The organism is Streptomyces sp. NPDC091682 (assembly GCF_044756625.1).
In the GTDB taxonomy this organism is placed as follows: domain Bacteria; phylum Actinomycetota; class Actinomycetes; order Streptomycetales; family Streptomycetaceae; genus Streptomyces.
On the sequence record NZ_JBIVTH010000002.1, the window covers coordinates 548,835 to 561,839 of the forward strand.

The 13,005-nt window shown below is 70.5% G+C and carries 15 protein-coding genes and 1 pseudogene; 5 read left to right on the top strand and 11 right to left on the bottom strand.

Translation table 11 applies throughout. The annotated features are described in order from the left end of the window. Positions 1-85 precede the first annotated feature (85 nt). The 6 genes from ACIQK6_RS06905 to ACIQK6_RS06930 are packed head-to-tail and all read right to left on the bottom strand — an operon-like array spanning position 86 to position 2,067. Positions 86-403: a hypothetical protein gene (locus ACIQK6_RS06905; protein ID WP_329096348.1), complete on the bottom strand. Its 318-nt coding sequence runs from the start codon at positions 401-403 to the stop codon at positions 86-88. Between the two features lie 2 nt (positions 404-405). Next, the gene (locus ACIQK6_RS06910; RefSeq protein WP_329096351.1) at positions 406-537 is read right to left on the bottom strand and encodes a hypothetical protein; all 132 of its coding nucleotides are present in this window, start codon (positions 535-537) and stop codon (positions 406-408) included. Next, positions 534-1,256 (bottom strand): isoprenylcysteine carboxylmethyltransferase family protein, encoded by a 723-nt coding sequence (locus ACIQK6_RS06915; RefSeq protein ID WP_329096352.1) that lies wholly within the window; start codon positions 1,254-1,256, stop codon positions 534-536. Before ACIQK6_RS06915 ends, ACIQK6_RS06910 begins: the two co-directional genes overlap by 4 nt. After that, on the bottom strand, positions 1,249-1,512 hold the full coding sequence (locus ACIQK6_RS06920; protein WP_329096355.1) for a hypothetical protein: 264 nt from the start codon (positions 1,510-1,512) through the stop codon (positions 1,249-1,251). Before ACIQK6_RS06920 ends, ACIQK6_RS06915 begins: the two co-directional genes overlap by 8 nt. A gap of 28 nt (positions 1,513-1,540) precedes the next feature. Next, a complete protein-coding gene (locus ACIQK6_RS06925) occupies positions 1,541-1,777 on the bottom strand; it encodes a DUF2933 domain-containing protein (protein WP_329096357.1) in 237 nt (78 codons plus the stop codon). A 26-nt stretch (positions 1,778-1,803) separates the two neighbouring features. Continuing rightward, complete coding sequence (locus tag ACIQK6_RS06930) at positions 1,804-2,067, bottom strand: SHOCT domain-containing protein (protein ID WP_329096359.1); 264 nt, start codon at positions 2,065-2,067, stop codon at positions 1,804-1,806. 200 nt (positions 2,068-2,267) lie between these two features. On the opposite strand from ACIQK6_RS06930, the gene ACIQK6_RS06935 reads away from it, so the two are divergent. From ACIQK6_RS06935 to ACIQK6_RS06945, 3 genes are all read left to right on the top strand, one after another. Further along, positions 2,268-5,078, top strand: a complete 2,811-nt coding sequence (locus ACIQK6_RS06935; protein ID WP_329096361.1) for a heavy metal translocating P-type ATPase — start codon at positions 2,268-2,270, stop codon at positions 5,076-5,078. 274 nt (positions 5,079-5,352) lie between these two features. Next, positions 5,353-5,763, top strand: coding sequence for a DUF6153 family protein (locus ACIQK6_RS06940; RefSeq protein WP_329096363.1), 411 nt, complete (start codon positions 5,353-5,355; stop codon positions 5,761-5,763). Between the two features lie 77 nt (positions 5,764-5,840). Continuing rightward, positions 5,841-6,464, top strand: coding sequence for a DUF305 domain-containing protein (locus ACIQK6_RS06945; RefSeq protein ID WP_329096365.1), 624 nt, complete (start codon positions 5,841-5,843; stop codon positions 6,462-6,464). Between the two features lie 698 nt (positions 6,465-7,162). Here the strand turns inward: ACIQK6_RS06945 and ACIQK6_RS06950 are convergent. After that, a pseudogene (locus ACIQK6_RS06950) lies at positions 7,163-7,330 on the bottom strand (pirin family protein); the annotation flags it as partial. A 593-nt stretch (positions 7,331-7,923) separates the two neighbouring features. Here ACIQK6_RS06950 and ACIQK6_RS06955 point away from each other — a divergent pair. Next, the gene (locus ACIQK6_RS06955) at positions 7,924-9,687 is read left to right on the top strand and encodes a SpoIIE family protein phosphatase (RefSeq protein ID WP_329096367.1); all 1,764 of its coding nucleotides are present in this window, start codon (positions 7,924-7,926) and stop codon (positions 9,685-9,687) included. Between the two features lie 218 nt (positions 9,688-9,905). Further along, positions 9,906-10,355 (top strand): hypothetical protein, encoded by a 450-nt coding sequence (locus ACIQK6_RS06960; protein WP_402694445.1) that lies wholly within the window; start codon positions 9,906-9,908, stop codon positions 10,353-10,355. A 112-nt stretch (positions 10,356-10,467) separates the two neighbouring features. On the opposite strand, the gene ACIQK6_RS06965 is transcribed toward ACIQK6_RS06960, so the two are convergent. From ACIQK6_RS06965 to ACIQK6_RS06980, 4 genes are all read right to left on the bottom strand, one after another. Beyond that, positions 10,468-11,508, bottom strand: coding sequence for an iron-containing redox enzyme family protein (locus ACIQK6_RS06965; protein ID WP_329096371.1), 1,041 nt, complete (start codon positions 11,506-11,508; stop codon positions 10,468-10,470). Continuing rightward, positions 11,505-11,771 (bottom strand): CDGSH iron-sulfur domain-containing protein, encoded by a 267-nt coding sequence (locus tag ACIQK6_RS06970; RefSeq protein WP_266607239.1) that lies wholly within the window; start codon positions 11,769-11,771, stop codon positions 11,505-11,507. Before ACIQK6_RS06970 ends, ACIQK6_RS06965 begins: the two co-directional genes overlap by 4 nt. Then, positions 11,755-12,396: a HemK2/MTQ2 family protein methyltransferase gene (locus ACIQK6_RS06975; RefSeq protein ID WP_329107444.1), complete on the bottom strand. Its 642-nt coding sequence runs from the start codon at positions 12,394-12,396 to the stop codon at positions 11,755-11,757. The genes ACIQK6_RS06970 and ACIQK6_RS06975 overlap by 17 nt, the downstream gene beginning before the upstream one ends. 239 nt (positions 12,397-12,635) lie before the next feature. Then, the gene (locus tag ACIQK6_RS06980; protein ID WP_329096374.1) at positions 12,636-12,866 is read right to left on the bottom strand and encodes a DUF6479 family protein; all 231 of its coding nucleotides are present in this window, start codon (positions 12,864-12,866) and stop codon (positions 12,636-12,638) included. Positions 12,867-13,005 lie beyond the last annotated feature (139 nt).

The following is a 13,005-nucleotide window of genomic DNA, read 5'->3' on the forward strand; positions in this document are numbered from 1 at the left end:
CGCCTCAAATCACCGCCGGACTCGCGCCTCTTCCATTGTCCGGGCGCACCCCTTACGCGGCAGTCTGATCGTGCTCGGGTGCCGGTCATGATCGGTTCCCGGCTCGGGCAGCCGCCTGCGGGCCGGGGATGTCGCGCAAGGTGTCGCCGACGGCATGAACCAGGGCGGCGGCGATGGTGCCGGCGCCCCACAGTCCCCAGGCGACTGCGGGTGCGTCGGCGGCGAGGAGGGCGGGAACGGGCAGCACACCGGCAGCCAGGAGGACGGGGGCCGTGTGGTGGAGAGTGCGAGCCAGGCGCGAGGCGTCCCGCCGGTGGCGCAGGGCGAGCAACCTCGCGCACGCCGCGATGGTCAGAACCTGGACGGCGATCAGGACCCAAACCAGGACGAGGGCGGCCGCCATGTCTATCGCCTCCCATCAGGGCCGCGGGGCCAGCGGTGGCGGTCCATTCGGGCGAGCACCAGGATCACCAGCACGATCCCGGCGAGCACGCCGACCACGATCGCTGCCTGGACGAGGACGGGGAGGCCGGTCATCGGTTCCTCCCGGTGGCGGAGGGGCGGGACGTCGCCTCGGGCGACGGCCCCGGCTCGAGTCCGGCCGGGGTGTACTTGCCCGGCAACGAGGGCCTGCTGGGCCGCCGTGGCCAGAAGCGGGGCGTGCGGGCGGCGTAGGCCGTCCACTCCTCCCCGAACCGGGCGGCAACCTCGCGTTCCTCGCTGCGGGCCAGGCGGGCGTACACGTACACAAGGACCGGGAACATGATCAGGGTGGGTATGGTGGGCCACTGCAGCAGGAATCCGATCACGATGAGCAGGAAGCCGTCGTACTGCGGGTGGCGTACCCAGGCGTAGAGGCCGGTGGTGGCGAGCCTGTCCGGGTGTGCGGCATCATGCAGGATCTTCCAGGCGGCGGCGATCAGCCAGAAACCGACGCCTATGGCGACGTAGCTGGCCAGGTGGAAGGGGCTCAGGTGCGGATCGCCGGACCAGCCGGTCAGGTCGTTCCACAAGTGCCCGCCGGCGTGGGTGTCCTTGAGGAGCGGGAACTGGTTGCCGAGCCAGCTGCCCAGCAGGTAGATGGTCAGCGGGGTGCCGTACATCTCGGTGAATAGGGCCACCAGGAACGCGCTGTAGGCGCCCATGGCCCGCCAGTCCCGTTTGGTTTTCGGGTGGAAGAAGCTGGCGGCGAACACGATGAACAACGCCGTGTTGAGTACCACCAGCGGCCACAGGCCGTATGCGGCGTCAGACATCACGTCCTCCTCGGGGCAGTGTCCGCTGTCCACGGGCCAGGCCGCTCATGCGCCGCTGGTAGGCAGCCGTGTCGATCTGGTCGTGCCTCCGCAGGCCCGCACACCAGCGTTCGGCGGCCTCCAGGGCGGCGCGGCGGCCCCTCAGCCGGGCCAAAGGGGGCCAGCGGCTCTCGCGAGGTGTGATCAGGCGGCCGATGCTGTAGGCCAGGGCCGCGAGGATCAGAGCGCCGATCAAGATCACGATCACGGCTTGCATGCCGCGTCCCTTGTCGTCGTCGTGCGTTTCAGCGGAAGGGCTTGTGGCCGTCCGGGTCACGGTCCTTGGGCGCGTCATCGTGGCCGTGGCTGTCCATGTCGTCGCCGTCGCGCAGGCCGCGCATCATGAAGAACATCATCAGCGGGCAGGCGGCAGCGAGGGCGAGGACGGCGAGGGTGCCCACGGGCACGCCGAGCGTCAGCGCGCCGACCAGGGCGATGGCGATGGCGATCGCGTACAGGCCGTAGTTCCTGTTGTTCTTCATGGCCGGTCCTCCTCCTTGGGAGGGCATCAGGGTGTGGCCGGGCCGGAGGAGCGCAGGGCGGCCAGGCGCCGCTGGTAGTCCTCTTCGTCGATGTCGCCGCGGGCGAAGCGTTCGGCGAGCAGCTGCTCGGGCGAGGGCCTGGCGGGGACGTGGGCGTGCTCGGGGCTGCGGTTCAACGCGCGGATGAGCAGGACGGCGACGGTGATGATCGGGGCCCAGAAGAGGATCATGCTGGCCGACATGGCGAGCCAGCCCCAGCCGCTGACGTTGTGGTCGAACCAGAACATCATCGTGTTTCACTTCCCCGGATTCGGGGGCTGCGGGCGCGGGGCCCGCTGTCCGGCCAGTGACTCCTGCTACCAATGTCGATCCGCTGTACCGCCTGCGCAGGGGCCACTCGGTCCCCTGTATCGGGACCGCTCAGCCCCTACCTGGTTCGGGTAGCCAGGGGCGAGGCTGGAGGGAGTGAACACGCAGGGAGGTCAATGCCATGGGTGTCACCGATGTCGTCGTGGTGGTCTTGGCCGCTGTGCTGATCGTCGGCCTGGGGTGGTTTTTCTTCGGTCCTCGCCGGGCCCGTGCCGCGCGCCTGGAGGGCGGGATACAGCGGGTCGAGGTGACGGTGCGGGGCGGCTACAACCCCGATGTGATCCGGGTCCGCCAGGGGATTCCGGTGGAGCTGATCTTCGACCGGCAGGAGTCCGGCGAGTGCACAAACCGGGTCGTCTTCCCCGATCTGCGCGTCAGCGCCGGGCTGCCGGCCTTCACCCGCACACCCGTGCGCGTCAGCCCGGATCAGGCCGGTTCCTTCGGGTTCGCCTGCGGAATGAACATGATCCACGGCACGCTGCTGGTCGAACCCGCGGACGGATCCGGCACCACGGAAGCCACCACGGACGGAGACGGTGAGGAAACGGCTACCGCCGCCACCGCCGCCGTACCTACCAGCGGTGGAGGGACCGGGGCCGAGGCGGAGGCGGCGGAGGTCGCCGAGCGGCGCGCGGAGATCACAGACCTGACCCGCCGGGTCGCCGTCGGCGCCGTACTCACCGCCCCGGTGCTCTTCGCCGTCATGGCCCACGAGCTGTTCGGCGCCGACTGGGTGCCCGCATGGATGCTCAACCACTGGCTGCAACTGGCCCTGATCACACCGGTGATGATCTACACCGGCTGGCCCATCCACTCGACCGGCTGGCTCACCTTGCGCCACCGCGGCGCGGACATGAACTCCCTCATCACGCTGGGCACCACGGCCGCGTACGGATACAGCCTGATCGTCACGCTCGCCCCTGGTCTGCTGCCCGAGGATGTGCGCGAGGTGTACTTCGAGGCGGTCGGGGTGATCCTCACCCTGATCCTGCTCGGCCGCCTGCTGGAGGCCCGCGCCAAGGCAGGCACCGGCGAGGCCATCCGCGCACTGCTGGGCCTGCAGGCCCGCACGGCCCGGGTGATCCGCGACGGCACCGAGACCGAGATCCCGGTCGAGGACGTGGCGGTCGGCGACGAGGTGGTGATCCGGCCCGGGGAGAAGGTGCCGGTCGACTCCGAGGTGCTGTCCGGTTCCTCGGCGGTGGACGAGTCGATGGTCACCGGCGAGCCGATGCCGGTCACCAAACGGGCCGGGGACACGGTGATCGGCGCGACCGTCAACGGCACAGGCTCCTTGCGGGTGCGTGCGAGCAAGGTCGGCGCCGACACCATGCTCGCGCAGATCATCCGCCTGGTGCGGCAGGCCCAGGCGTCCAAGGCTCCCATCCAGCGACTCGCCGACGCGGTATCCGCCTACTTCGTGCCCGCCGTCATCGCCATCGCCATCGCCGCCTTCGCCCTCTGGTACACCCTCGGACCCGCCCCGGCCCTGACCCTCGCCCTGGTCTCCGCGGTCGCGGTACTGATCATCGCCTGCCCCTGCGCCCTGGGCCTTGCCACCCCGCTGTCCGTCATGGTCGGCACGGGCAAGGGCGCCCAGGCGGGCATTTTGATCCGTTCCGCCGAGGCGCTGGAGACCGCGCACAAGCTCGACACCGTCGTCCTTGACAAGACCGGCACCGTCACCGCCGGCAAACCCGTCCTCACCGACGTACATCCTGCCGACGGATTCGCGGACGACGAACTGCTGGCCCTGGTCGCGGCGGCCGAAGCGGACAGCGAGCACCCCCTCGCCGGCGCGATCGTCACCGGAGCCCGGCAGCGCGACCTCACCCTGCCTGCGGCGCGGGGCTTCGCCTCCGCCACCGGCAAGGGGGTACGGGCCACCGTCGACGGCCACGCCGTCCTGGTCGGCACCGCCCGGCTGCTCGGCGACGACGGCATCGACAGCAGCGCCCTCACCCCGGTCGCGGCCGGGATGTCCGCCCAGGGCAAGACCCCCGTACTCGCCGCCGTCGACGGCCGGCCGGCCGGTGTCCTCGCCGTCGCCGACACCGTCAAGGACGACTCCGCATCCGCCATCGCAGCCCTGCACCGGCTCGGCCTGGAGACGGTCGTCATCACCGGCGACAACGCCCGCACCGCCGCCGCGATCGCCGCCCAGATCGGCGTGGACCGAGTGCTGGCCGAGGTACTGCCCGAGCACAAGGCGGACGAGATCCGCCGCCTCCAGGGAGAGGGCCGTACGGTCGGCATGGTCGGCGACGGCATCAACGACGCCCCCGCTCTCGCCGCCGCCGATGTCGGGCTCGCGATCGGTACCGGTACCGACGTCGCGATCGAGGCGGCCGACATCACGCTGATCTCCGGCTCCCTGACCGGAGTGGTCACCGCGATCCGCCTCTCCCGGGCCACGATGCGCAACATCCGGCAGAACCTGTTCTTCGCCCTCGTGTACAACGCAGTCGGCGTTCCCCTCGCGGCCGGAGCCCTCTACCCCGTCTGGGGCATCCGCCTCAGCCCGATCATCGCCGCCGCCGCGATGGCCCTGTCCTCCCTGTCGGTGGTCACCAACGCATCCCGCCTGCGCCGCTGGCGTACGACGCCGCTGCCGCCGGCCGCGGTGGAGCCCGTCGCGCCTCGGGTCGAATCCGCTGCCGACCGGTCCCCGGCCCACGCCTCAGCGAGTGATGGCCGACAGCCACACCTCGAGCCCCTGGCCGGGGAAGACCACCAGCGGGGCCCCGAGGCGATCACGGTGGACCCGGTGTGCGGCATGCCCGTCGACCCGGCCGCCGCCGAACGGCGCGACACCGCCAGCGGCAGCTACTTCTTCTGCTCCGCCCAGTGCGCGGCAGCCTTCGACGCCGACCCGGACCGCTATCGCGCAATTGCGACAGGCGGGACAAATGAGGGAGGTAAGAGTAAATGACCGCCATCCCCGACCCCCCAGACACTCCGGACCCGGCACCGGGCACGGCCCCGCACGGCCCCGCACGGCTACGCCGACCCCAAGGGCGACCACCTCGCCCGCCTGTCCATGTCCGGATCCAGCATCATCGTCGGCCTCAAGGCACTCGCCCTCAAGCGCCTCTGCCTGCCCCGCCCAGCAACCACTGGCTCAGCCGAAGGAGGCGTTCGCGGTGGCCAGTAGTCCGGCTCGGGCCGCGCTGCGCAGTACAAGGGTGCGCCCTACCGTGGGAAATGTGACCGGCCGCGAGCCCCGCACGCAGCCGCAGCCCGTGCTGCGGGTCTCCACGCTGCTCGTCCTCGCCGTCATCGTCGGACTGCTCGGCATGCACGCCCTGGGCGCCGCCGCCCTCCCGTCGGCAAGCGCAACCGAGCACCCCTCCCACCACGTGGCTACAGCCCCCGCCGACCGATACCCCGACGACGATCGTGACACCGGCCGCCATGTCATCCACACAGACCAGATGTGCGCGTCCACTGCCCTACCGGGTTCCCCCGGCATCGCCGCAGCAGACACCGAGCCGGTCACCATCAGGGCGCACGGCTCCGCCGATGCCCCGGTCCCGTTGCCGATCGCGGTGGCCTACGAGCCGGCCGGAGGGCGGGCACCGCCCTCACTCGCCGAACTCCAGCTCCTGCGGATATAGGAACCCCGCCTGCGGCACTCCCCGACGGTGCCGCACACGGCCTTCCTCTCCGCATCCGAGCACTGGAGTTCAGCGAAATGAACACGAACCGATCCCTGACGTGTCGCGCGGCCCTGGCGGCCACCGCCGCCGCTGCCAGCCTGGTCCTGGCCGCCTGCGGCAGCAACGACAGCACGAACACGGCCGGCCCCACTGTCGTGACCACCGCCGCCCCGGCCTCCACGGAGGCCAACCAGCACAACCAGGCGGACGTCTCCTTCGCGCAAGGAATGATCCCCCACCACCGGCAGGCCATCGTCATGTCCGACATGGTCCAATCTCACGGCGCCTCCAGCGAGGTCAAGGCACTCGCGGAAAAGATCAAGAAGGCGCAGAAGCCCGAGATCGACACCATGACCGGCTGGCTCAAGGCGTGGGGCGAGAAGGTCCCCACCGGCTTCGGCATGGGGCACGGTGACGACGACTCCGGTATGCCCGGGATGATGGGTGACCAGGACATCAACCGGCTCGGGAACGCCAAGGGCAATGCCTTCGACGCCATGTTCCTGACCATGATGATCGAGCACCACGAGGCCGCGATCGACATGGCCAAGACGGAGAAGCAGCAAGGCGCCTACGGTCCTGCCAAGGCCCTCGCTGACAGCATCATCACGTCCCAGACCGCCGAGATCGCCCAGATGCGGACGATGCTTGCCGGCTGAATCCCAACCGAGCCCGGTCCGGCGCGGCGTCCTGGAACGCGCTTCCGGACATCAAGAGCAGCACCACCATCGGCACAACGGTCATCACCCATCAGACCGAGGCGGAACGGATCGGCTTCACCGACTCCCTGACCCTCCTCATCAACGGCCGCGACCCCTTCGCCGAACCGGGCCGCCCCGCCAGGCTGGCCTGCCGGATGTACCAGACCCCGGACGGCCTGGCCAACTTCCCCAGCTCTGACCATCTGCACCATGCCCTGACCGACATTCCTCCAGGCTGACCCGCGAGTCCCCCACCGACGCGACAACGGCGGCTTCAGCGCGACGTTTTGTTGACTGCCCACAACATCGCACACCGGCTCCGGCGAGAGACCGACAGCGAGGTACGGCCTCAGAGGAAGGCTCACCTGAAGCTGTCCGCGGCAGCCGAAGAGTTCAGGACCAGCCTCCTCGGCGTGACGTTCCTCTGCCGGGAGACCTAACCGAACTTCCTCTCCAAGCATCTAACTACTTATCAGTAGAGTCAGCAAAGGGTCAGCATTCGTCCGACTAGGCCTGACCGCAGCCTGCTTCAGATGAGACTCGACCTCGAGATCGGGAAGCGCCCCCAGAGGCCTCGCCGACGACCGGCGGACCTCCAGAAGCGGAGCGATAGCGCGGCCACCACCCGGGCCCCACCTTCAGGACATACACAAAGCTCAGCGCACTCTTCCCCTGGGCTTCAGGCGAGTTGGGGGGAGTTCCGGGGCCGGAAGCGGAGCGCCGTCGTAGCCCTTCACCTCGCCGTATCGCGTCCCGTTCATCCAGTCCTCCCGGGCCTGTGCGATATCCTCTTGGGACCGTCCGATCCAGTTCCAGAACGTAATACGAGATATCCGTCTTCATGCCTCAGCGCGCTCCTGGGACCGGGGCACGGCCTTCGGATCCGGCAAGGCGACAGCAGCTGAGCGCGATCGCCCACCCGCTGTGCCGCCCGCGGGAGAAGGGCCAGTTGGCGGCGACAGCCTGAAGTGTCAGGCGCGCATGTGGTCGGCCGGCACGAGGACTTGACCACGCCCGTTCACCCCGACGTGGATGTGGCAGCCGCACACCATCCCGTCGTGCGAGCAACCGGGGAGGGCCACCGGACGGGCGTCCGCTCGTAGGAGCGCAGTTCGGCTTTCACCACACGCCGCCTCGGACGAGTGGGAGCCGGAGCCGACTCTCCCGCAGCACCCCTCGCCTACCCAGCCGTTCGGCCGCCAGTCGCTGCCGGGAGCCGCCCCGTCGACGCACGCGTCCTTGCCACCGTAGACCGGCGAAGCGGCCCTCCGCTGGCCTACCATGCCTTGAGGGGCTTCGGGACAGCGCGGCCGGAGGACAGATGCCGAAACAGGGCCAGGAATCCGGAGCGGACCCGGGCAGCGCACAGCGACGGGCCGTGAGGATGGCCGGTCTTTCGGCAGCCTCCGATACCGGGATGGACCGGTTCGCCCGGCTGGTTTCACGACTGCTCCACGTGCCGGTGGCCTTCGTTTCGCTGGTCGAGGAGGACCGGCAGATCCTGCCCGGACTGATCGGTCTGCCCGAGCCCTGGGCGGGGAGCCGCACGCTGCCGCTGTCGCACTCGCTCTGCCGTTATGTGGTGGCCTCCGGGCAGCCCTTGGTCGTACCCGATGCCCGCGCCGATGACCGGCTCCGTAGCAGCCCGGCCATAGGGGATCTCCGGCTCATCGCGTATGCGGGGATGCCGCTGACCGACGCCGACGGGCTGGTCCTGGGCTCCTTGTGCGCCATCGACCACGAGCCGCGGACGTGGGGTGACGGCGAGCTGGCCGACCTGAAGGATCTGGCGGCGGCCTGCTCCGCCGAGCTGTGCCTGCGCATCCTGTCGGCGCAGAGCCGGTCCGCACAGAAGGTGCTGGAGACCGCGCGAGCCGCCGCCGAGCGGGCCCGGAGCGACGCGGAGCGCCTGGAGCAGGAGGCACAGGCCGGCATGGACCACGCCGAGCTGCTGCTCAGGGCATCGGAGGAACTGGCCCAGACGTCCGGGCTGGAGGACGTCCGGCGCAGGCTGCGGGACCTCTTCGTCGGTGTCGGGAAGCCCTCGTACGTCGGCCTGCTGGTCGCCGACAAGGACGAGCTGCACCGGATTGCCGACCCGGACATCGAGCACTCGGTGGAACGGGAGGTCCTCACGCTGCCCGCGAGCGCGGCGTTCCCGAGCGCCCGGGCCATGCGGGAACGGCGGGCGGTTTTCGTGCCCGACCGTGAGGCGCTCGTCGCCGGGTACAGCCCCGAGGCGGTCGGCTTCTTCGACCGCATGGGCTTCACCACCGTGCTGTGCCTGCCGCTCTGGGGCAGCCGCGCCCTGCTGGGCGTACTCGCCGTCTGCTGGGCCAAGCGGCACGAGGTGGGGGTCACGGAGCGGGCCACGCTCGCCGCCGCTTCCGGTTACATCGCGCAGGCCGTGGAGCGCGCGCTGCACCTCGACGAACGCATCTCCGTGGCCCGGCAGCTCCAGGAAGCCATGCTCACCGACCTCCCCGTTGCCGACCGCATCGAGATCAGTGCCCTGTACGAGCCGGCCGCGGTCGGCGACATGATCGGCGGGGACTGGTACGACGCCTACCACCTGCCCCCCGCCTCCTCACCTGGCGGCAAGCCCGGAGCCCTCATGGTGACGGTGGGTGACATCACCGGCCACGACATGCACGCAGCCACGATCATGGGCCAGATCCGCAGCATGCTGCGGCAGGCCACCCTCGACCACCCGCCGTACAGCCCGGCCACGGCGCTGACCGCCCTCGATGCCGCTTGTTCGGTCTTGCCCATCGAGGCCGGCGGCACGCTGGTCCACGCACGCCTCGACCTCGCCGACGGCGGTCCCGACTGGACGCTGACCTGGTCGAACGCCGGTCACCCGCCGCCGCTGCTCCGTACCCCCGACGGCCGGGTGACCCTCCTGGAGGAGCACGACATCCTCCTCCACAGGGACCTCGGGCCGTTCCACCGGACCGAGGCCCGGCGCGGCCTTCCCGCGGGCTCGACGCTGTTGTTCTACACAGACGGGCTCATCGAACGCCGCGGCCACGACATCGATGCCTCCCTCGCGCAACTCGTCGCCCTGCTCGCCCGCCACGGTGACCGTCCGCTGCCCGAACTGCTCCACGGGATCAGCAACAGGCCGGCGGACCCGGCTCCCGGGGACGACGTCGTCGTACTGGCGCTGCGCGTTCCCTGACGGGGTGACCGGCCGCTTCCTGGATCCAGCGAACGTCCGATGACCAGCGGAATGAGGATGGTCCAAAGGATCGGAATTCCCGTCACGAAGCGGATGACGAGGAGAATGACGCCGATGACAGGACCAATGTCTTCCGTTTCGGCGTGACGGTTCACAACCGGGGTAGACGCCAGCCGTGTCCGGCGGCTCGTTCGGGCGCGCATCCAAGGAGCAATTCCATGATTCTCATCCTCGGGCTCATCATTCTGATCGCCGCCACCGCCGTCGGCCTGGCCGGAGTATTCGGCAATACCGGCACGGAACATGATCTCGGCGTCGGCGGCGATTTCGCGATTTTCGGCTACCACGTCACCGGTTCGACCGGATCCCTCTTTCTGAGCGGAATCATCGTCGGAGCCGTCGCCTTCTTGGGTCTGACTCTGGTCATGATGGGCGCCCGTCGTTCGGCCCGTCGCTCGGCGCAGGCCCGACGGGAACGCGGCACAACACGCCGTGAGGCCGCCGTCGTCGACCGCGAGCGCGACGATCTGATCAAGCAGCGCGACGATGCCCGCGCCGGGGCCGGTGCTCCGACGGCCGACGTGCCCCGCGTCGAGACCGGTGCGCCGGTGACCGACGTCCCCCGCGGCCGAGGCCACTGGTTCGGCCACCGGGCCGCGCACCGCTGACGGCAGTCTTTGCCGTTCCGCAGAACCTTGCAGATGCACCATCAGCCGCAGGGAGCGGCGCGCCTTGCCCAAAGAGGCCGACGCGCCGCTCCCCATGGTCGAGAGCCCGCCCTCACGGCCCCGGCACGGGCGAACGCAGGGCGCTGCGCCCCTGGTCCCAGGCCTCGCGGATGTGGGTCACGAGACGGTCCTCCAGCAGGACGGTCGCCGCGCACCCGAAGGCGATGTCCGCCTCCAGGTCCGGCTCGTCGGCCAGCAGACCTCCGATCACCTCGTGGCGCACCACCTGTTCGTGGACGGCGTCGGCCTCCACGTGCTCCGCGTAGAAGTGTTCGGCCGCAGGTCCCGCTCCGCAGCGTCGCATGGCCTTGGCCAGGCGCCTGGACCCGGGCGACGAGGTGACCTCGACGCACGCGAAGTGGCCGACGAGCGCGCCGCGCAGGGCGCGGTGGAGCCCGAAGAGGGACATCAGGTTCACCGTCGCGAGCAGCGGCGCCGGCGCGCGGTCCAGGTAACCGCCGTAGGCGGGATCCAGGCCCAGGTCGGCCATGAGGTCCGCGAAGAGTTGTGCGTGGATGCGGTCGGCGCGGCCGGCGCCGAACTCGTCGTACTCGATGGCGACCATGGCGGCCTTGGCCCGTCCGGTGAGCCGCGGGATGACCCAGGCGTGCGGGTCGGCCTCCTTGAGGTGGTACAGGGAGCGCAGGGCCGCGTACTCACGCAACTGCCAGAGCTCGCCGTCGGTTTCCAGGTGGTGACTGAGACTGCCGGACAGGTCCACAGGCTCCACGAGGAGCGGGGCGAAGGCTTCCTCGATCGTCCGGGGCGCGTCGGGCAGCTCGGTGCGCAGGGTGTGCAGCACGCGGGTCTCCATCGACTGGCGCAGCCGCAGCAGCTCCGGGTCCCATTCTCGCTCGTCGTCCACGCCATCGAAGCCGCGGTAGTGCAACTCGTACAGCAGGTAGAGGGCGAGCTGGAGGTCCGCGCCCCAGGGGTCCGCCTTCAGCACGGAACCCGTGGCGTACACCGGCGGGTTGCCGGATCGCAGGGCCTCGGTCACGGCGCGGGACAGCTCGCCCCGCCCGTCGACCAGGCGGGGGCCGGCGGCCGGCGCCACCGTGATCAAGCCCGGGCTCATGCTCGGAGGGGTCATCGCGGGTTCCTGTCCTCGGGGGGCGAGCCGCCTCGCTCGCGACAGCGGTGGCTGGTGTCGCACCACGGGTAGGCACGGCTGCGGCGGCAGGTGCACACCGCGACCATGAAGCGTTCGGACCGGGCGACCGTCCCGTCGTCCAGGACGATCTCGACCGGCCCCTCGACCAGGACCGGGCCCTGCGGGTCCACCGATACCCGGCGGGCCGGCGTTTGGACGGGAGCCGGGACGGAAGCCGGGGAGCTGTCAGAGGGAGCGGGCACGGATGATCACCAACTCTTCCCACTCGTCGGTTGCTGCCGCCAGACCCCGCTGCTCCAGCCAGGCCCGTCGCGAACGCAGCACGGGTCCCCACGGCACCGAGGCACTCGCCGTGACCTCTGCGGCCAGCCCCACCCCGGTCAGGCGGTCGAGGGTCTCCCCGGCCCCGCACAGCGCCGAGTGCACCATGAGCAGGACACCTCCGGGACGCAGCAGGGCCGGGGCGCCGGCGCAGATCCGGTCGATGACCCCGCGCCCGTCCGGACCGGCGTCCCAGGCACGCTCCGGCCCACGCGACGGCAGCCGGACCCCTGGGGCCGGGACGTACGGCGGATTGGCGACCACCAGGTCGAAGCGGCACCCCGCGGTGCGCGCCGCGAAGTCGCCGTGCAGGACGCGCAGCGGCAGCCGTCGGCGCAAGGAGTTCAGCCGCGCCGTGACCACGGCGGGCCAGGAGACGTCGACCGCCGTGACCCGGGCTCCCCTGCCGGCGGCGTGCAGGGCCAGCGCACCGGTGCCCGTACCGATCTCCAGCGTGTCGGTCCGCGGCCCGAGATCCTCCAGGGCCAGCGCCTCCGCGAGGAGAAGGGTGTCCGCCTGCGGCCGGTAGACGCCCGGCAGGGCCATCAGGGCGACCGGGAGCGGGGGCAAGGACAGAGCCGTGGCGGGCACCGCGTACCTCCCGGATTCGGATGCGGCCCGCGGAGCGGACCGCGGAAATCGACCGACATGCTGCGGCTGCCCGGAACTGAGCGGCCCATCCGAATTCTCGTCGGTCTTCAGAGGATCAGACGAGTATCGGCCTTTCCCGGTATTCCCACGGGCGGCTACTCGGCGCTTCACGTCCCGGAGCGCACCGGGCCGGCTCACACGCGGGGCGCCTGGTCGCCGGCGTTTCCGTCCGGCGTCTGCCACGAATCCTCGCGCCCCCGCGCCACGGGATTCTGCTCGGCCGGCCGGACAGGGGCCCGGCGCCGCGCGCTGCGTCGGCTGCCGTACCAGAACGCGCCGACCAAAAGGACGACCACCGCCACGCCGGCGAACATGAGGAAAAGTACGCGTTGGCCTTCGGCCGCGAGAACTTCGGAAGGAATCATGGCTCGCGCCTACCCACAATCGGCGGGCTTACGGGACATCTCCCTCCCGGATTCTCTCCCGGAATCCCTCCCAGAATTCGCGGCAGGGAACGGGCGGCGGTCGTCGGAGCGGGCGCGCCCTTCTTCGGAAGCTGCGCCT